The organism is Polaribacter haliotis, assembly GCF_014784055.1.
GTDB lineage: Bacteria > Bacteroidota > Bacteroidia > Flavobacteriales > Flavobacteriaceae > Polaribacter > Polaribacter haliotis.
This window is the reverse complement of the sequence record NZ_CP061813.1, coordinates 2,083,184-2,102,786: the sequence shown is the minus strand read 5'-3', so window position 1 is coordinate 2,102,786 and position 19,603 is coordinate 2,083,184. Positions and strand designations below refer to the sequence as shown.

At 30.9% G+C, this 19,603-nt stretch carries 15 protein-coding genes and 3 tRNA genes; 14 read left to right on the top strand and 4 right to left on the bottom strand.

The features are described 5' to 3' along the window. Positions 1-38 precede the first annotated feature (38 nt). From accC to H9I45_RS08950, 5 genes are all read left to right on the top strand, one after another. Entirely contained in the window at positions 39-1,376 is a 1,338-nt protein-coding gene (gene accC, locus H9I45_RS08970) for an acetyl-CoA carboxylase biotin carboxylase subunit (protein WP_088354913.1), read from the top strand. Between the two features lie 86 nt (positions 1,377-1,462). Next, positions 1,463-1,912 carry an Lrp/AsnC ligand binding domain-containing protein gene (locus H9I45_RS08965; RefSeq protein WP_088354914.1) on the top strand — a complete coding sequence of 150 codons (450 nt, stop codon included), beginning with the start codon at positions 1,463-1,465 and terminating at the stop codon, positions 1,910-1,912. 1 nt (position 1,913) lies between these two features. After that, positions 1,914-2,231 carry an Hpt domain-containing protein gene (locus H9I45_RS08960; protein WP_088354915.1) on the top strand — a complete coding sequence of 106 codons (318 nt, stop codon included), beginning with the start codon at positions 1,914-1,916 and terminating at the stop codon, positions 2,229-2,231. A gap of 13 nt (positions 2,232-2,244) precedes the next feature. Beyond that, a complete protein-coding gene (locus H9I45_RS08955) occupies positions 2,245-2,943 on the top strand; it encodes a LytR/AlgR family response regulator transcription factor (RefSeq protein WP_088354916.1) in 699 nt (232 codons plus the stop codon). Between the two features lie 368 nt (positions 2,944-3,311). Then, on the top strand, positions 3,312-6,185 hold the full coding sequence (locus tag H9I45_RS08950; RefSeq protein WP_088354917.1) for a discoidin domain-containing protein: 2,874 nt from the start codon (positions 3,312-3,314) through the stop codon (positions 6,183-6,185). Positions 6,186-6,359: 174 nt separating this feature from the next. Here the strand turns inward: H9I45_RS08950 and H9I45_RS08945 are convergent. The 3 genes from H9I45_RS08945 to H9I45_RS08935 form a co-directional block, all read right to left on the bottom strand. Continuing rightward, positions 6,360-6,445, bottom strand: a tRNA-Leu gene (locus H9I45_RS08945). Between the two features lie 19 nt (positions 6,446-6,464). After that, positions 6,465-6,536 (bottom strand) — tRNA-Gly (locus H9I45_RS08940). A gap of 713 nt (positions 6,537-7,249) precedes the next feature. Then, positions 7,250-7,323 (bottom strand) — tRNA-Asn (locus tag H9I45_RS08935). A 182-nt stretch (positions 7,324-7,505) separates the two neighbouring features. On the opposite strand from H9I45_RS08935, the gene H9I45_RS08930 reads away from it, so the two are divergent. Together H9I45_RS08930 and odhB are read left to right on the top strand one after the other, a co-directional pair. Then, positions 7,506-10,238 (top strand): 2-oxoglutarate dehydrogenase E1 component, encoded by a 2,733-nt coding sequence (locus tag H9I45_RS08930; protein ID WP_088354918.1) that lies wholly within the window; start codon positions 7,506-7,508, stop codon positions 10,236-10,238. A 143-nt stretch (positions 10,239-10,381) separates the two neighbouring features. Then, complete coding sequence (gene odhB / locus H9I45_RS08925; protein ID WP_088354919.1) at positions 10,382-11,599, top strand: 2-oxoglutarate dehydrogenase complex dihydrolipoyllysine-residue succinyltransferase; 1,218 nt, start codon at positions 10,382-10,384, stop codon at positions 11,597-11,599. A 269-nt stretch (positions 11,600-11,868) separates the two neighbouring features. Here the strand turns inward: odhB and H9I45_RS08920 are convergent, their stop codons facing one another. Then, entirely contained in the window at positions 11,869-12,285 is a 417-nt protein-coding gene (locus H9I45_RS08920; protein WP_176397591.1) for a winged helix-turn-helix transcriptional regulator, read from the bottom strand. A gap of 205 nt (positions 12,286-12,490) precedes the next feature. Between H9I45_RS08920 and H9I45_RS08915 the strand changes: the two genes are divergently transcribed. From H9I45_RS08915 to H9I45_RS08885, 7 genes are all read left to right on the top strand, one after another. Continuing rightward, the gene (locus tag H9I45_RS08915) at positions 12,491-13,207 is read left to right on the top strand and encodes an alpha/beta fold hydrolase (RefSeq protein ID WP_191141226.1); all 717 of its coding nucleotides are present in this window, start codon (positions 12,491-12,493) and stop codon (positions 13,205-13,207) included. Between the two features lie 12 nt (positions 13,208-13,219). Continuing rightward, positions 13,220-14,056, top strand: coding sequence for an alpha/beta fold hydrolase (locus H9I45_RS08910; RefSeq protein WP_088354922.1), 837 nt, complete (start codon positions 13,220-13,222; stop codon positions 14,054-14,056). Positions 14,057-14,208: 152 nt separating this feature from the next. Beyond that, positions 14,209-15,114 (top strand): PhzF family phenazine biosynthesis protein, encoded by a 906-nt coding sequence (locus H9I45_RS08905; RefSeq protein WP_088354923.1) that lies wholly within the window; start codon positions 14,209-14,211, stop codon positions 15,112-15,114. Between the two features lie 78 nt (positions 15,115-15,192). Further along, complete coding sequence (locus tag H9I45_RS08900; protein ID WP_088354924.1) at positions 15,193-15,564, top strand: DUF2200 domain-containing protein; 372 nt, start codon at positions 15,193-15,195, stop codon at positions 15,562-15,564. 21 nt (positions 15,565-15,585) lie between these two features. Beyond that, the gene (locus H9I45_RS08895) at positions 15,586-16,464 is read left to right on the top strand and encodes a bile acid:sodium symporter family protein (protein ID WP_088354925.1); all 879 of its coding nucleotides are present in this window, start codon (positions 15,586-15,588) and stop codon (positions 16,462-16,464) included. A gap of 47 nt (positions 16,465-16,511) precedes the next feature. Then, a complete protein-coding gene (locus H9I45_RS08890; protein WP_088354926.1) occupies positions 16,512-18,914 on the top strand; it encodes a helix-turn-helix domain-containing protein in 2,403 nt (800 codons plus the stop codon). A 238-nt stretch (positions 18,915-19,152) separates the two neighbouring features. Continuing rightward, on the top strand, positions 19,153-19,524 hold the full coding sequence (locus H9I45_RS08885; RefSeq protein ID WP_088354927.1) for a VOC family protein: 372 nt from the start codon (positions 19,153-19,155) through the stop codon (positions 19,522-19,524). Positions 19,525-19,603 lie beyond the last annotated feature (79 nt).

The following is a 19,603-nucleotide window of genomic DNA, read 5'->3' as shown; positions in this document are numbered from 1 at the left end:
TCTAATTGACAATTTTCTAACAAACGAATACTACAAAGATGTTTAAAAAAATATTAATTGCCAACAGGGGTGAAATTGCATTACGTGTAATTAGAACTTGTAAAGAAATGGGTATTAAAACGGTTGCAGTATATTCTACTGCAGATGCAGAGAGTTTGCATGTAAGATTTGCAGACGAGGCTGTTTGTATTGGCCCTCCAGCAAGTTCAGAATCGTATTTAAAAATGCCTAATATTATTGCAGCTGCAGAAATTACCAATGCAGATGCTATCCATCCAGGATATGGTTTTTTGTCAGAAAACGCAAAATTTTCTAGACTTTGCGAAGAACACAATATAAAATTTATTGGAGCTACTGGAGATATGATTGACCAAATGGGAGATAAAGCAAATGCAAAATCTACAATGATTGCTGCAGGTGTTCCATGTGTTCCAGGAAGTGAAGGTGTAATTATCGATTTTGAAAATTGCCAAAAAGTAGCCCTAGAAACAGGCTACCCAGTTATGTTAAAGGCATCTGCAGGTGGAGGTGGAAAAGGTATGAGAGCCGTTTGGAAAGAAGAAGATTTAAAAGAAGCTTGGGAATCTGCTAGACAAGAATCTAAAGCAGCTTTCGGAAATGACGATATGTATATGGAAAAGCTTATTGAAGAGCCAAGACATATAGAAATTCAAATTGTGGGAGATTCTTTCGGAAAAGCATGTCACTTATCTGAGAGAGATTGTTCTGTACAAAGACGTCATCAAAAGTTAACAGAAGAAACACCTTCTCCTTTCATGACGGATGAATTAAGAGAAGCAATGGGAAATGCAGCTGTAAAAGCAGCAGAATACATAAAATACGAAGGTGCAGGAACTGTAGAATTTTTAGTAGATAAGCACAGAAATTTCTATTTTATGGAAATGAATACTCGTATTCAGGTAGAGCACCCAATTACAGAAGAAGTTGTAAATTACGATTTAATTCGTGAACAAATTTTAGTAGCCGCTGGAGTTCCAATTTCAGGAAAAAACTATTATCCTCAATTACATTCAATCGAATGTAGAATAAATGCAGAAGATCCATATAATAATTTTAGACCAGCTCCAGGGAAAATTACAACTTTACATACACCAGGAGGTCATGGAGTAAGAATGGATACTCATGTATATGCTGGCTATATGATTCCGCCAAATTACGATTCTATGATAGCAAAATTAATTGTTACAGCTCAAACTAGAGAAGAAGCAATTAATAAGATGAAGAGAGCTTTAGATGAATTTGTAATTGAAGGAGTTAAAACAACAATTCCTTTTCACAGACAATTAATGGATCATCCAGATTATATTGCAGGAAACTACACAACAAAATTTATGGAAGATTTTGTATTGCAGTAACAATATGTAATTATACTAATAAATGAAAAATAGAGAATACAGTTTGTGTTCTCTATTTTTTTTACCTTTATGCGAAATTATTAAATATGAAAATTGACGGGATAGACAAAATAATTATCAAAACATTGGTAAAAGATGCTAGAACGCCAGTTTTAAGTATTGCTAGAGAAGTAGGTATTTCTGGAGCCGCGATTCATCAAAGATTAAGGAAATTAGAAAAAACTAAATTAATAGATGGATATAATTTAAAGCTAAATCCAAAAATTTTAGGATATACAACAACTGCTTTCGTGGGAATTTTTTTAGATTCAGTTGGAGAAATATCTACTGTAATCAAACAAATAAAAAATATTCCAGAAGTAGTTGAAAGTCATTATACAACAGGTAATTACCCAATTTTTATTAAAATTATTTGTAAAAGTAACGATCATCTTCTAAGCCTGCTTCAAAATAATATTCAAACAATTAAAGGAATTTCAAGAACAGAAACTTTAATATCTTTAAGTCAACAAATAAATCGTCAAATTTCTATCTAAGTTGGAAAAACCTAACCTTAATTACATTCAGCAAATTTCTGGAGGAGATAAAGATTTTGAGACATCTATGCTCACAATTTTAAAAGACGAATTTCCAAAAGAATTATCTTCAATAAAGAAAAATTTTGAGGAGAAAGATTATAAACAGCTTTCATTTAATATCCATAAAATAAAACATAAAATTAGTATGTTTGGTATGGAGAAAAGCTTTGATTTAGCATCAAAAGTAGAATTAGAAATAAAAAATAAGCATTCGGAACAATATGCTAATTTAATAACAATTTTAGAGAGAATTAATGTATATTTAAACGATAAATAAGTCCCCAAAAGTTATGAATTGTATAATCATAGATGATGATGTATCTGCTAGATTGATTATAAAGCAGTTGTGTAAACAAACAAAATTAGAAGTAAAAGAAGAATTTTCTTCTGCAATAGATGCTATAAAATACTTAAATTCAAATTCAGTTGAAGTTATTTTTTTAGACATACATATGCCTTCGTTTTCTGGGTTCGACTTTATGAAAACTTTAAAAATATTACCTAAAATTATTTTAACAACATCAGATAAAACTTTTGCATTAGAAGCGTTCGAATATGATGCTGTTGTCGATTATTTATTAAAACCAGTAAAATTAGAACGTTTCTTAAAATCTATTGATAAATTATTAAAAGTAGATTCTAATGTTAATATTACTAAAACTATAGAAGTCGAAAAGAAAGATTTTATATTTGTTCATGTAGATAAAAGGTTAGTGAAAATTAACATACCTGAGATTCTTTTAATTGAAGCGAAGGGAGATTATATTAAGATTAAAACACATAAGAAAAACTATATAGTTCATTCTACTTTAAAGAAAATAGACGACAAATTACCCTCCAATATGTTTATGAGAATTCATAGATCATTTATAATAAATACTTCAAAAATTATAGATATAGAAGATAATTCAGTTTTAATTGAAAAACATGTTATTCCTATTAGTAGATCTCATAAAAGTGAATTAATGGAAAGATTGAACTTGTTATAAAAACGAGTAATCGAAATAAACTTACCAATCAACTATTATTTTATTCTATTTATCGAAATTTTATAAATAACACTTAGAAAGATTGTTTCTTTGTAGTGTAATTAGGGATTACAAGTATAATTTTAAGTTGAGTTAAATTATCATAGTGACACAATTATAAATTGGGGGATTTATTAATTGTTAAAAAAAAGCTGAAAATAAATTTTCAGCTTTTTTTATTCTTGTTATTTTCTTCTATAAAATACCGAGATCTTATGAAATAAGCTCCCTTTTTTGATTAAAAATTCATACTACATATAGAAGACGAAATACTAGTTTTGTAAATATAATTTAGCTCACACTAATAAATACTTAACTAATACTATAATATGAAATCTACACTTTATCCAATAAGAACTATAGTACTGCTCTTAATTTTCTTAGCTTCTATTTTTTCTTGTAAATCCCAAGAAGGGGAGGCATGGTCTCAATTATTCTTAAATTGGAATAAAACCCAAGATAATGCTGGAAGTGGTGTTGTTAGATCGATACGAATTAATCCCACAAATACAAACTCTGTTTTGATTGGAGCTGCAACTGCTGGAATATGGCATACCTATAATAATGGAGAAAATTACAATTTTGTTTCTGGAGATGTACCAGAAGTAGAATGGGTGAATGAAATTATTTACAGTCGAAAAGATTCAGAAATTGTTTATGCAAATACAGATATAGGTGTTGTAAAATCTATTGATGGAGGTTTGCATTGGTCATATACTGGTCTAAGAAAGTTTAAGCCAGAATCTTACGGTCAATTAAATTGGTTAGATGTTGCAACCACAAATAGTGATATTGTTTATGCGACAACAGCTGAAAGAAATTCTTATAAATTAATGAAATCTATAGATGGTGGTGTTACTTGGACTCAAAAATATCAAACTACAAAAAAGATTTGGGATATGCGTATAAAACCAAATGACCCAAATACTTTATATATTTTGGAAGAATCTTCGACCTCTAACTGGATTAATTTTAAAAGATCCAAAAATAGTGGTAGCTCTTTTACTACAATCAGTAATGGTTATCCAGCAAATTATTCAACAAAATCTCATCGAGGAAGGTTAGCGACTACACCTGCGAATGAAAATGTAGTATATATTGCGATTGGTTTTAATGGTGGTGGTTCTAACGATAAAATTTCTTTTTTTAAGTCATCAGATTCGGGGCTTTCATTCGGGAAAAAATGTTGTGGTGAGGAGACAAACCCATTAGAAAATGCGCAAGGAGCTTCAGATTTTTTATCAGGAACTGCTCATTTAGCTCAAATTACTTGGAATTTTGCTTTTACTGTTTCAGAAACAGATGAGAATTTTCTAGCATGTGCTGCTAATAAATTAAAAATAAGTACAGATGGAGGTGCAACTTGGAAATTTGATACATCTGGAAATATCGTAACAGGAAAACAATACGATCGTTATAAATCTAACGATGCTCATACAGGAGTTCATGGAGATCATCATGGACTTTCTATTATTGGAGATAATATTTGGAATTCAAATGACGGAGGTGTTTATAATTCTTCAGATAGAGGAAAGACTGTAGTAAAAGACAAAAGTGATGGACTTGGAGTTCAAGAATTGTGGGGCTTTAGTCAGTCTTTTAAAAATGATATAATGGCAGTGGGCCTGAATCATAACCAAATATGTTATAGAGACGATACTGTTTATGGTGGTTGGATTGGTGTTAACGGTGCAGATGCTATGGCTGCGAATGTAAACCCAATTGATGATCAATATATGTATAACCATCCTTGGGGACATGAACGTGTTAAAAGATCATTAACTGGTAAAAAAGGACATCAAATGCAAAATTTAGGAATTGAGCTAGGATACATTGTTTTAGACAATTTGGAGTTTCATCCGCATCAATATTATACAATTTATGGTAGTGATTATGGAGATAGAAATAAGACGTATAAATTAGCAAAGTCAACTGATAATGCTGCAAGTTGGCAAGTGATTAAAAATTTTGAAATAGAAAAGAGAAATGCAGTTGCTGTTAAAACAAGTTTTGCTAATGCTAATTACGTATATGCAGTTGTGGATCCTAATAGAGTTATTAAATCTACAGATGAAGGTGTAACTTGGTCTGAAGTTGGACCTTCTTCTTCTTTAATAGGAGATAATTCTCTTTGGAGACTTGCAGTTAGTGATAAAGATCCTAATCATTTATGGGTTACTCTAAGAGGAACAAAAAATGAAGTTAAGATTATAAAGTCTATAGATGGAGGTAAAACTTGGAGCGATTATTCAACTGGTTTGCCAAATCAACAAATATACTCTATAATTTATCAAAGAGGAAGTAATGATATTTTGTATGCAGGAACTGGTTTTGGCGTTTATTATAGAAAAAAAGGAATGGCAAATTGGAAGTTATTCGGAAAAGGAATGCAAGCAGGTAAAACGCCTTTTATGTTTATAAATTATGCAAAAGGAAAATTACGTTTAGGGACTTCAAGAGGTATTTGGGAAAATGATTTAATTGAATTAACAGCTCCCAAAGCTAATATTACTGCAAATAGAAATACTTTTGATGAAAATAACTCTATTGTTAAATTTGCAGATTATTCTGTTGTAGATAAAAAGGCTACATATTTTTGGAGTTTCCCAGGAGGTACACCAACAACATCAACTCTAGAGCGACCTACAATAACTTATTCTAAAAATGCTGGGAAAAGTTTTGATGTGACTTTAAAAGTTACGGATTCTAGAGGTACTAGCTCTCAAACATTAAAAGACTTTATAAAATATAATAAAATTATTACTCCTAAAGTACATTATGTAGATAGTGAAGAAACTTCTGGAGGAAATAGTCCTGCAAAACATGCAATTGATGGGAATAATGGTACTTTTTGGCATACAAAATGGTCTTCAGGAAATAATCGATTACCACACGAATTACAAATTGATTTAGGAGAATCTAAAAATATTTCAGGGTTTACGTATTTGCCAAGACAGGGAAATCAAAATGGTAGAATTGCAAAATATAAATTTTATGTTAGTAATAATACTTCTGACTGGGGAAGTGCAGTAGCTTCAGGGAAATGGCCTAATTCCAACGAATTACAAACCGTAAATTTTTCAGAAAAAAGAGGTAGATATTATAAATTAGTAGCATTATCTGAAGTCAATGGAAAAGAATGGAGTTCTGCCGCTGAGATAAAAGTTAAGTTTTTAGGGAAATCTGAAGTTAAAAAAGATTAATTTTTATTTAGAATTTTAATTAAAAGGTAGTGATTCCAAATCACTGCCTTTTTTATTTTGATAGTTTTAAAAGAATGAAGTTATAATAGGGTAATTGTTTTTACAAGTTTCATTTGAAATAAAAGCAAATATTAAAAACAAAAAAACCGTAACAAATAAATGCTACGGTTCTTGTACTGAAGGCGGGACTTGAACCCGCACGGCCATTACTGACCACTGGATTTTAAGTCCAGCGTGTCTACCAATTCCACCACTTCAGCATTGGTATTATAAAAATAGAGCGAAAGACGGGATTTGAACCCGCGACCCCCACCTTGGCAAGGTGATGCTCTACCCCTGAGCTACTTTCGCAGTCATTATTTTATTTAGAACTTATTCAAAAAACAATAAAATTAATTCTATGTGTTTTAAGAGAGGTGCAAATATAATATGTTTTGTTTATCTCGCAAACACTTTTTTGTTTTTTTTTTAAATTTAAAATAGAATTTTTGTATTGAGTATATTTATGACTCTTTTCTTAGACTTAAAATTACTATAATTTTAAAAATATTAATGAATTATCCACTGATTTAGGAGCTTCAAAAAAAAAGACAACCAATACTGGTTTTGTAATGCAACTAATAATTTGTACATTTTAAAAAAAAATATTATTCTGAAATAAGAAGATTCAACTAGATTCGCAGATGTCATGTTAGTTAAGGATATTTAATTTTAGGAAGAAAATATTTTAAACTTTATCTGTTTAAATTAATAATAGAGAAGGAAAATAAGAGTGCGTTAGAAATTTATAGGAGAAATAACCTTAAAAAGTTGATTATAAAAACACTTCATACAGCTGTTATTACTTAATGTTTGTTTAACATCATACTCTTTTTACTTCAATTAAACGGATATAGAAATCTTAAATCACGGCACAAATTCAGGATTTAATAATGTGCACATTATATATTTAGAAGATAAAGTTTAGTAAGGTAATATGGTAATTATTTGATAATTAGCGTTTTGTTTTTCTTAGAAACAAGAACGCATAAAAAAACCTTATCAAAATTGATAAGGTTTTTTTGCTCCTCTTCAAGGACTCGAACCTTGGACCCTCTGATTAACAGTCAGATGCTCTAACCAACTGAGCTAAAGAGGAGTTTGCATCACATTTGTGATTAGCGAGTGCAAATATAATTCTTTTTAATACATCTCCAAATACTTTTTGAAAAAAATTTAATTTTTTTTTACTCTTTTAAAGTAAAAATTAATTCTTCTTTTATTTCAAATATTGTATTTTTGTTTTAAGAATTAGCTTATATACAAAGCATAAACTATTATATGGACAAATTTTCGTTCTTAAACGCAGCACATACAGGCTTTATAGCCGATTTATACGATCAATATTTAGTAAACCCAGACTCTGTTGAGCCAAGTTGGAGAAGTTTTTTTCAAGGATACGATTTGGCAAATGAAGATTATTCTTTTAAAGATGATGAAACCTCTTTAGAAATTCCACAAGAAGTAAAGAAGGAATTTTTAGTGGTAGATTTGATTAACGGTTATCGAACACGTGGACATTTATTTACAAAAACAAATCCGGTTAGAGATAGGAGGCAATATCAACCTACTTTAGAAATCGAAAATTTCGGTTTAACCGAAAACGATTTAGATAAAGAATTCTCTGCAGGAGATGTTTTAGGTTTGGGAAGAGTTAAACTTTCTGAAATAATAAGTCACTTAAAAACTATTTATTGCGATTCTATTGGAGTGGAGTACATGTATATGCGAAACCCAATAAAATTAAAATGGTGGCAGGATCGATTAAATACCAACGATAATCATCCTAATTATTCTATTGAATCTAAAAAATATATTTTAGGAAAATTAAACCAAGCAGTTACTTTTGAAAGCTTTTTGCAAACAAAATATGTAGGGCAAAAACGTTTTTCTTTAGAAGGAGGTGAATCTTTAATTCCAGGAATGGCAGTTGTTTTAAGAGAAGCAGCAGAAACTTTTGGAGTGAAAGAATGTGTTTTAGGAATGGCACACAGAGGTCGTTTAAATACTTTAGTAAATATCTTTAAAAAGCCAGTTAGAGATTTATTTAGCGAGTTCGAAGGAAAAGATTTCGAAGATGAAGATATCGATGGAGATGTAAAATACCATTTAGGTTTAACGTTAAGTAAAACTTATAGAGATGGTAACGAAATAAAAATGAATTTGGTTCCAAATCCATCTCACTTGGAAACTGTTGCAGCAGTTGCAGAAGGAATTACTAGAGCAAAGATTGATAGAAAATACGATGGAGATTCGAGTAAGATTCTTCCAATAATTATTCATGGAGATGCTGCAATTGCAGGTCAAGGAATTGCCTATGAAGTTGTTCAAATGGCAAAATTGAATGGTTATAAAACAGGAGGAACAATTCATATTGTTGTAAATAACCAAATCGGATTTACAACAAACTATTTAGATGCACGTTCAAGTACCTATTGTACAGATGTTGCAAAAGTAACTTTATCGCCAGTTTTACATGTAAATGCAGATGATACAGAAGCAGTTTGTCACGCAATGCAAATGGCTTTAGAGTTTAGAATGAAATTTAAAACCGATATTTTTATAGATCTTTTAGGTTACAGAAAATACGGGCATAATGAAGGTGATGAGCCTCGTTTTACACAGCCAAAATTATACAAAGCAATCTCTAAACATGAAAATGTAAAAGAGATTTATGCTGAAAAATTATTACAAGAAGGAAGTATAGATAAAAATTATTTAGCTGAAATTACTACAGAATTCAAGAGTATGTTGGAGACTGAATTCGATGAGTCTAAAAAAGTAGAAACATCGAAAGTAAAAGAATTCATGCAATCTACTTGGGAAGGTTTCGATCGTGAGGAATTACCAGCAATGTTGCAACCTGTTGATACAAAATATACAGCTGATGGTTTAAGAAATATTGCAAAAGTAGTCTCTACAGTTCCTGAAGGTGTGAAATTTGTTAGAAAAGCAGAACGTATTTTACAAGGAAGAGCAAAAATGGCTTTTGAAACCAATCAATTAGATTGGGGAATGGCAGAAAATTTAGCTTATGGTTCTTTAATGGAAGAAGGTTTTAATGTACGTATTTCTGGGCAAGATGTAGAAAGAGGAACTTTTTCTCACAGACACGCTATTTTGCGTGACGAACTTTCAGAAGAGAGAATTAACCTATTAAATAGAAATCCAAAGAGTAAAGGACAAATGACGATTTACAACTCGTTATTATCTGAATATGGAGTTCTTGGGTTCGATTATGGTTATGCAATGGGTAACCCAAACACATTAACAATTTGGGAAGCACAGTTTGGAGATTTCTCTAACGGAGCACAAATAATGTTCGACCAATACATTTCTGCAGCAGAAGATAAGTGGAAATTACAAAACGGAATCGTGGTTTTATTACCTCATGGTTATGAAGGCCAAGGTTCTGAACATTCATCTGCAAGAATAGAACGTTATTTACAATTGTGTGCAGAAGATAATATGACACTTGCAAATTGTACAACACCTGCGAATTTCTATCATTTATTGCGTCGTCAAATGAAACGTGATTATAGAAAACCGTTAATTGTATTTACTCCGAAAAGTTTATTAAGACATACAAAAGTAATTTCTTCGATTGAAGATTTAGCAACTGGCGAATTTCAAGAAGTAATTGATGATACAATAAATCCAGAAAAAGTAACAAAATTGGTTTTCTGTATGGGTAAATTCTATTATGATTTATTAGAAGAAAGAGAAAATTTAGAAAGAGAAGATGTTGCTTTGGTTAGAATTGAACAATTATTTCCTCTGCATTTAGAGAAATTACAAAAGGTAATAGATAGATATCCGAATGTGAAAGATTACGTTTGGGCACAAGAAGAACCAAGAAATATGGGAGCTTGGAGTTTTATGTTAGAACGTTTCGATTTAGTGAAATTAAATGTTCGTTCTCGTAAATACTATGCAGTTCCTGCAGCAGGTTCAAGCACAAGATTCAAGAAACGTCATAAAGGTGTTATTGATAGTGTTTTTAGTAATGAGTAAGCGCGTTAAGGATTGAAACGGCATCCTTTTTTTGATTTTTCTTCAAAAAAAGATTTAGTGGAAAGCCTGTTAAAACGCCCAAAAAATAAAAGTTAAAATAATTAAATGCTGAAATAATTTCGGCGCAAGTAAAATAAGAAACCATGAGTGTTTTAGAAATGAAAGTTCCTTCTCCAGGAGAATCGATTACAGAAGTAGAAATTGCAACTTGGTTAGTTGAAGATGGAGATTATGTTGAAAAAGATCAACCAATTGCAGAAGTAGATTCTGATAAAGCAACTTTAGAATTGCCAGCCGAAGAAAGTGGAATTATCACTTTAAAAGCGGAAGAAGGAGATGCAGTAGAGGTTGGAGCAGTTGTGTGTTTAATAGACACAAGTGCAGCAAAACCTGAAGGAGATGCTTCAGAAAAGCAACCAACAAAAGAAGCGCCAACAAAAGAAGAAAAAGTTGCGCCAAGTGTAGAGAAAAAAGAAACTTACGCTTCTGGAGTTGCATCGCCAGCTGCTAAAAAAGTTTTAGCAGAAAAAGGGATGGATGGTTCTTCTATTAAAGGAACAGGAAAAGATGGTAGAATTACCAAAGACGATGCTGTAAAAGCAGTGCCTTCTATGGGAACACAACCAGCTAACGGATCTCGTGGAACAGAGCGTAAGAAAATGTCTATGTTGCGTAGAAAAGTTGCAGAACGTTTGGTAGCTGTAAAAAGCGAAACTGCCATGTTAACAACGTTTAACGAGGTGAATATGCAGCCAATTTTCGATTTACGTAAAGAATATAAAGAAGATTTTAAAGCGAAACACGGAGTTGGTTTAGGATTTATGTCTTTCTTTACTTTGGCAGTTGTTAGAGCTTTAAAAATGTACCCAGATGTGAATTCTATGATTGATGGAGATTTTCAAATAAAACACGATTTTCAAGATATTTCTATTGCAGTTTCTGGGCCAAAAGGTTTAATGGTTCCTGTAATTAGAAATGCGGAAAACTTATCTTTTAGAGGTGTAGAAAGCGAAGTAAAACGTTTGGCTTTACGCGCAAGAGATGGGCAAATAACTATTGATGAAATGACTGGTGGAACATTTACAATCACTAATGGTGGTGTATTTGGTTCTATGTTGTCTACGCCAATTATAAATCCTCCACAAAGTGGAATTTTAGGAATGCACAATATTGTAAACAGACCAATGGCAGTAAATGGCGGTGTTGTAATTCAGCCAATTATGTATGTTGCATTGTCTTATGATCACAGAATTGTAGATGGTAGAGAATCTGTAGGTTTTTTAGTGGCTGTAAAAGAAGCATTAGAAAATCCTGTTGAGTTATTGATGGATAATAATCCTACAAAAGCATTAGAAATGTAAGCAACAATATTGCTAAATACATATTAAAATCCCAGGCTTTTGCTTGGGATTTTTTATTTAAAGCTATTTCCTGCTTTTGCTACTCGCTTTTTTTTCGTCCCTCAAAAAAGAGCTTAAACAAACCGCTCAATCAGGGCTAAACTTATTTGTTGGCTTTTTTATCTCTTAATGTTAGTCTTTATCCTCTTTCCTTTCTCCTTAAAAGATAAATTCGTTATACTATTAAAGTCATTAAAACGACAAATATTAGTGCTAACGTTGCATACCATTCAAGACAACTCAAAACTCAAATCATCTAAAGCAAGTATATCATTATCCTGATTCGCAAAAACTAATTTTACAGGAGTATCAGATTTATCAATAATTTTTAAATAGGTCTCTTCCTTATTTACCAAATTCGTATTGCCCCACTCCATTACAGCACCCATAATAAACAAAAGTTCACTTCCTATTTTTGATAGTTGATATTTACTTCTTGTTCTCTTTTTTTCTTCTTTATAATCTGTTTTTATTATTAACTTAAACTCTACTAATAACTTTAGTTTAGTAGTAAGAACAGATTTAGAAATAGCCAAGTTTCTTTCAAATTCGTCAAATTTGGTATTACCCAAAAATAGCTCTCTTAATATTAATAAAATCCATTTATCTCCTATAATATGGCTGGTTAACTGGATAGGACAATTCAATCTATTAGTCTCTGTTTTTTTATAAAATTGCATAATATTTAAGTCTAGGTATTGTTTTAGAACTTAGATATTGTATATTTGAGTTCTAATTTAGAACCAAGATATGAAAAATTTCTTGAAAATATTAAGCAAGGTAGCCCCAAACTTGGCCTCTCGATTAATTTACAATCGAATTTCTCAACCTCAAAAGCGAAAACTTCGTGAAATGGAAGAACGAATTCTTGCCAAATCAGAAAGACTATTTGTTAAATATCTTGATTTTACACTTATAGGATATTCATGGGGAAAGAAAGGCAATCCAATCGCATTACTAATACATGGTTGGGAAGGTCAAGCAGGGAATTTTGGAGCATTGGTTTCCATTTTATTGGAGAAGCACTATCATGTAGTTGCTTATGATGGCCCTTCCCATGGAAATAATAGAAGGAAGTCTACCAATATGTTTGAATATGCAGATTTCATTTCTACAAGAATAAAAACACATCAACCAAAACTAATTATTAGCCACTCTTTTGGGACAGTTTCTACACAACTTGGTTTATTAAAAAATCCAGATTTTAAATTAAATCAATGGATAATTATAACTACCCCCTTTAGTTTTAAGGAATTTATTTTTTCTATCAATAGAAAGTTGGGAATGTCTCAAAAAACACTTCAAAAATTATCTGAACTAATAGAAAAAGATGCCAATATCCCATTGGAAGAAATCAATATGGAGACACTTTGTCCGAAAATGAATCCAATAGATTCGGTTGTTATTGTGCATTCTGAAGATGACAAAGTTTTATCTTTTCATGATGCAGAACGAACATCAAAGTGCATAGATAATAGCGAGCTTATTAAACTAAAAAATATTGGACACTATAAAATCTTGTGGTCTGTTGAATTGAGAAATATTATAAATAAAAAAGTAAATAATTAAATAATTAAAAACATGAAGGAAGTAATTAATAGTGATGTTAATTTTATAGAGATTCGCGGCATTCAAGTTGCCCACCGAATTATTGGGGAAGGAAGCCCTTTAATTCTTTTCAATCGCTTCAGAGGAACTATCAATGATTGGGACCCAGCTTTTATCTCTTCTTTAGCTAAGAAAAATAAAGTTGTTGTCTTTGATAATTTTGGAGTTGGAGCTACTAATGGTAAAAGTGAAGATTCGATAGAAGGAATGGCTTCTATTGCTTTCGATTTTATCAATCAATTAGGCTTCGAAAAAGTCAATATCTTGGGTTGGAGTATGGGCGGACTTGTTGCGCAGGTTTTTCTTTTGAATTATCCTAACTTGGTTAACAAAGCAATATTAGTTGGTACAGGGCCTGGAGGTAGCGAACAGACGGAATATCCAACAGAACGTTTTTTGGCTGTTGCTACAAAGGTCTATGATATGAAACCTGAAGATCATCAGACTGTATTTTTTACGGAGAATCAAAAAGGTATTGAAAACGCTATAGCCTCACTTTCTCGCATAGAAAAATATAAGACCAAAGTGCAACCTACACAACCCCCAACTTGGGCAGCACAGGGAATAGCTACAAAAAATTTCTTTTCAAGTGATAAAAATTATTTTACAAAAATTAAAGAAATTACTCACCCTGTTTTGGTAGCTGGTTCAAAAGAAGATATTGCATTTTCTGACAAGAATTCTTTTCTCTTATACAAACAAATCCCTAATAGTCAACTACTAATATATTCTAATGCTGCCCATGCATTTCATCATCAATTGCCAAATATATTCGGTCAGGCAGTTGAGGATTTTTTATACAAAAAGTAGTGAAATCGGTAAGCTTTGAATTGATGAACATATTTTAAAAAATAAAAATAGCATACAACACAGTATTTGAAGTCATGGCCACCTACTGGAAGGCTAGGCTTCATATACTAAACGTTAGCACACATTAATCCAAACAAAATCGACATACTTGGATGAAAGAATATAATTTTAAGAAAATAGACGCATTTGCAACCGAAAAATCAGATGGAAACCCAGCTGGCTACATTTTGTTGGATAAATTGGATGATATTTCAGAAAGCGAAATGTTACAGATAGCAAAAGAATTGAAGGGATTTGTAAACGAAGTTGGATATGTGGCTAAAGTAGGAGAACGCGAATTTGATTTAAGATATTATTCATCGGAACGAGAAGTTGACTTTTGTGGTCATGCTACAATAGCTATTTTGTACGACTTAATTAAATCAGATAATAGTTTAGCAAATATTCCAACCTTGACTATAAACACGAACAAGGGAATTTTAAGTGTTGAAAACAGATTTAAAGAATCTGATTCAGTTTTTATTATGTCACCTAAGCCTCAGACAAAAGATACTATCATAAATGTTGGAGAATTAGCAAATAAATTGGGAATTGATAAATTAAAAATAAATACTGATTTACCAATTTCTGTTATAAATGCTGGGTTATCAACCTTGATTGTTCCAATAACAGACTTAGAATCAATTTTGACGATTAAAGCCAACCTCGATCAATTGAAAGAATATTGTTTTAGTATGGAAATAGATATCATTGAAGTTTTTACATCAAATGTGAGAGAAAAAATAAATGATTATAGAACAAGAGTTTTTGCGCCCACTTTTGGATACATTGAAGATCCAGCAACAGGCTCTGGAAATTCAGCATTTGGTTATTATTTGATAAATAATAATTTATGGTCAACAGAAACCTTAACTATAGAGCAAAATGGATTAATAGATAACTTTAATATTGTAAAACTTCAAAAACAGATAGATGAAAATAATAATCAACGTGTCTGTTTCGGAGGAGGAGCTATAACAAGAATAGAAGGAAAATATATAATTAATTACATGCGCTAAAATTCCAAGTATTTTACTTGAGTTTTCTATTCATAATAATTTTGTAAATTGTTACTTCAATATTTTATAATCATCAAAATGAAAGTAACAGCAGAAAAAAATGAAAAAGTTGCAAATATGATTTTTGCAACTATTTACCCACTTTACTTGAATAGATTGGAGAAAAACGGTAGAACCAAAGAAGAATTTCATCAAGTATTAGAATGGTTTACAGGTTTTAATGAAGAGAAACTACAATCACTTATCAATGAAAAAGTAACCTATAAAACTTTTTTTGAAGAAGCTACTTTACATCCTAATGCATACATGATAAAAGGTGTTGTTTGTGGTTACCGAATTGAAGAAATTGAGGAGGAGTTTATACTGTACAAACAATGCAGACAAATGGAAAAGCTAATTGATGAATTAGCGAAAGGTAGAAAAATGGAAAAGATTTTACGTTCCTTATAATTTATATTACTAGAAATAAATATGACAGTAGCAGAAATTATAGGAAAAATATTTTTACCATTATCACTCGCAATTATTATGCTAGGAATGGGAATGACGTTAATTCCATTAGATTTTTCAAGAATTATAAAATACCCAAAAGCCGCTCTAATTGGGTTAGTTAATCAATTATTTTTTTTACCAATTATTGGATTCTCGTTAGCAATCGTTTTTAATTTAAATCCAACAATGGCAGTCGGTTTAATGGTCTTAGCAACTTGTCCTGGAGGTCCAACTAGTAATTTAATAGTGCAAATTTGTAAGGGAAATATTGCTTTGTCGGTAACATTAACAGCAATTGCAAGTATTATTAGTATACTAACAATTCCATTTATTTTGTCTTATGCTTTAGAATATTTTGGCTCTGATACAGATGTAACAATTAAACTACCAATTTTAAATACAATATTACAAATAATGATTATTACAGTAATTCCAATTTCTATAGGAATGGTTATCCGTAAATACAAAACTAGTTTTGCAAAACGAATGGAAAAACCAATGAGATTAGCATCAACCATTATTTTTATTTTAGTATTTATAGCAGTAATAGCAGCAAATTATAAAATGATTGGAACTGGAATGAAAGAAGTTGGCTTGGTTACTTTAATATTAAATATTTTAACAATGGGAGTTGGATTTTTAACCGCGAAACTTTTTAAATTAAACTTTAAAAGTGCAATTTCAATTACAGTAGAAAGTGGTATCCAAAATGGAACATTAGCCTTTGTAATTGCAACAACCATTTTAAATAATGTTGAAATGGGAATTCCAATTGGCGCTTATTCTATTTGGATGTTTATTACAGGCGGCATTTTAATGTGGCAACTAGGAAAAAGAAAAGATTTAGATTCTAAATAATTTAAGATAATTCTATAGGATTATTTACCTTGCATCAAAAAGCTAAAATGTCAACAAATCCTGAATTAGAACTAGCCTTAAATTTCATTGAAAAAACGGATAGAAATCTGTTTATTACTGGAAAAGCAGGTACAGGAAAAACTACGTTTTTACATCAAATTAAAAACGAATCTTTAAAAAGATTGGTAATTGTTGCGCCAACAGGAGTTGCTGCAATTAATGCAAAAGGAGTTACCATTCATTCTTTTTTTCAAATGCCTTTTGGCCCTATTTTACCAAATCAGCCGCCAAATAACCAACAACGTCGTTTTTCGAAAACAAAAATTGATATTATAAAATCGTTAGATTTAGTAATTATTGACGAGATTTCTATGGTTCGTGCAGATTTGTTAGATGGAATAGATCAAGTTATGCGTCGTTATAAAAACAGAAATAAAGTTTTTGGTGGCGCACAAATTTTAATGATTGGCGATTTGCAACAATTAGCACCAGTTGTAAGACCAAATGAATGGAGTTTGTTACAACAGCATTACAATACTGTTTACTTTTTTAGTTCAAAAGCCTTTCTAGAAGCAGATGTAGTTTCAATTGAATTGAAACATATTTATCGTCAGAAAAACGAAGATTTTATTACCATTTTAAATGAAATTAGAAATGATAATTTATCAGAAAAATCTGCTAAAATTTTAAACGAACGTTACAATCCAACTTTCTCGCCAAGTAAAGAAGAAGGTTATATTACACTAACAACACATAATAATAGAGCGAATTTAATCAACAATTCCGAACTCAATAAAATTACCAATAAAAGTCGTTTTTTTGAAGCTGAAATTTCAGGTAAATTTAGTGAAAACTCGTATCCAAATGCAGCCAAATTAGAATTAAAAGTAGGTGCACAAGTAATGTTTATTAAAAATGACTCTTCTCAAGAAAAAAGATATTTCAACGGAAAAATAGGAATTATTACAGACATTTCTAAAACTTCTGTAACTGTACAATGTGGAAATGAATCTGATGAAATTGTAACAGAAAAAGAAACCTGGTCTAATATTAATTATTCGATTAATGAAGATACAAAAGAGATAAAAGAAGATTTAGTAGGTGCTTTTTCACAAATTCCATTACGTTTGGCCTGGGCAATTACCATTCATAAAAGTCAAGGTTTAACGTTCGAAAAAGCAATTATAGACGCAGAAGCTTCATTTGCACATGGGCAAACATATGTTGCGTTAAGTAGGTGTACTTCTTTGGAAGGCTTGGTTTTAAAAACACCAATTACAAGCAACGCAATTATTAACGATAAAACTGTAAGTGTTTTCAATTTAAGTGTAGAAGAAAATCACCCTGATGAAAGTATTTTAAACGAATCTGAAATAGAATTCCAACTGAATTTAATTTCGGAGTTGTTCGATTATCAACCTTTTTTATATCCAATTACAAGGTTAATTGATATTTTCTACAAAAACCAAACAAGTATAAAAGGCGATGTAATAGATCATTTACAAACCATAAAAGACGATGGAATTGTTGCTCTAATGAAAGTTTCCAACGGATTTAAAAATCAATTAAAAGTACTTTCAGAAGACAATATTTTGCCAGAGAATAGTTCTACAATTCATGAGCGATTTACAAAAGCAGTTGCTTATTTTTTAAATCACACACAAAATAATATTGCAAAACCTTTAGATGCAATTAATTTTTCTACAGACAATAAAGCTGTAAAAACAGATTTTTCTAAACAGTTCGATTCACTTCAAGAAAAGTTAGAAGAAAAGTTATTCGCATTGCAAAAAATGACGACTGGTTTTAAAGTACAAGCATATTTAGAAGTTAGAGCAAAAGCAGTTTTGCAAAAAATGGAACCTAAAAAGAAGAAAAAAGTAGCTTCCAAACGAGACCCAATTCTAGCGTTAAAATTAAGAGAATTACGAGACGAAATTAGAGTTGCAGAAAATATTCCTGCATATCAAATATTTACCCAAGAAGCTTTGTATGCCATGTGCGATGATTTACCAAGAACTTCACAAGAGCTTTTAAAAGTAAAAGGAATGGGTAAAACTAGGGTTGCGAAATATGGAGAGGAAATTCTAGAAATTATTAATAATTACTGTACAGAAAACGGAATTAATAAATTTAACGAACAGAAAAAAGAAGATAAAAAACCAACAAAACAAATTTCTTTTGAGTTGTTTAAATCGGGTTTATCTATCAAAGAAATTGCCAAAGAACGCAGTTTAACAGTAGGAACAATCGAAAATCATTTGGCGAATTATATTTCTTCTGGCGACATAGATGTGTTAGAATTAATCGATTTAAAACGCTACAAAAAAATCCGAAATCAAATCGAAGAAGCAGGTGAAGTAAAGGGTTTAACTACGCTTAAAGAAAAAGTAGATGCAGATATTACGTATATGGAATTAAAAATGGTTTTAATGTCTATGGAAGCTTAGAACACATTTTTTTTAGGAGCTATTTCCTGCTTTTCGCACTCGCTTTTTTTATTCAGAAAAAGAATAAAAAAGAGCTCAAACAAATGCTTCAATCAGGGCTAAACTTGTTTGTAAACTTTTTGTCATTTCTTCAAATGAAGTGTTTTCAACTAACTATTTTATAAATTTTTGTATTCACAGGAATGACAGGATAAATTTTTTTTTCATAACTTTAAAACATCAACTAAAATCAAAAAGTATGAAATTAGGAGCATTTTCAATCAGTTTATCGGTAAAAGACATTCATAAATCACGCGCATTTTACGAAAAATTAGGATTCACAGTTTTTGCAGGACAAATAGAAAAGAATTATTTAATTCTTAAAAACGGAAACTCTTTAGTTGGTTTATTTCAAGGAATGTTCGAAAACAATATACTAACCTTTAATCCTGGTTGGGATGAGTCTGCCAACAAATTAGAAGAATTTGATGATGTAAGAACTATTCAACAACACTTAAAAAAAGAAGGTGTAAAATTAGAAACAGAAGTAGATGAATCCACTTCAGGAAAAGGCAGTTTTGTGGTTTTAGATCCAGATGGAAATGCTATTTTGATTGATCAGCATGTTTAGAGTTTGTGTGTCATTTCGACCTTGTGGAGAAATCTGAAAGATAAATTAGAAAGAGATTTCTCGACTTCACTACGTTTCG

What these genes read in the sequence shown, in the direction of transcription:
- accC (WP_088354913.1), top strand. Translation starts at nt 39, where the DNA reads ATGTTTAAAAAAATATTAATTGCCAACAGGGGTGAAATTGCATTACGT.
- H9I45_RS08965 (WP_088354914.1), top strand. Translation starts at nt 1,463, where the DNA reads ATGAAAATTGACGGGATAGACAAAATAATTATCAAAACATTGGTAAAA.
- H9I45_RS08955 (WP_088354916.1), top strand. Translation starts at nt 2,245, where the DNA reads ATGAATTGTATAATCATAGATGATGATGTATCTGCTAGATTGATTATA.
- H9I45_RS08950 (WP_088354917.1), top strand. Translation starts at nt 3,312, where the DNA reads ATGAAATCTACACTTTATCCAATAAGAACTATAGTACTGCTCTTAATT.
- H9I45_RS08930 (WP_088354918.1), top strand. Translation starts at nt 7,506, where the DNA reads ATGGACAAATTTTCGTTCTTAAACGCAGCACATACAGGCTTTATAGCC.
- odhB (WP_088354919.1), top strand. Translation starts at nt 10,382, where the DNA reads ATGAGTGTTTTAGAAATGAAAGTTCCTTCTCCAGGAGAATCGATTACA.
- H9I45_RS08915 (WP_191141226.1), top strand. Translation starts at nt 12,491, where the DNA reads ATGGAAGAACGAATTCTTGCCAAATCAGAAAGACTATTTGTTAAATAT.
- H9I45_RS08910 (WP_088354922.1), top strand. Translation starts at nt 13,220, where the DNA reads ATGAAGGAAGTAATTAATAGTGATGTTAATTTTATAGAGATTCGCGGC.
- H9I45_RS08905 (WP_088354923.1), top strand. Translation starts at nt 14,209, where the DNA reads ATGAAAGAATATAATTTTAAGAAAATAGACGCATTTGCAACCGAAAAA.
- H9I45_RS08900 (WP_088354924.1), top strand. Translation starts at nt 15,193, where the DNA reads ATGAAAGTAACAGCAGAAAAAAATGAAAAAGTTGCAAATATGATTTTT.
- H9I45_RS08895 (WP_088354925.1), top strand. Translation starts at nt 15,586, where the DNA reads ATGACAGTAGCAGAAATTATAGGAAAAATATTTTTACCATTATCACTC.
- H9I45_RS08890 (WP_088354926.1), top strand. Translation starts at nt 16,512, where the DNA reads ATGTCAACAAATCCTGAATTAGAACTAGCCTTAAATTTCATTGAAAAA.
- H9I45_RS08885 (WP_088354927.1), top strand. Translation starts at nt 19,153, where the DNA reads ATGAAATTAGGAGCATTTTCAATCAGTTTATCGGTAAAAGACATTCAT.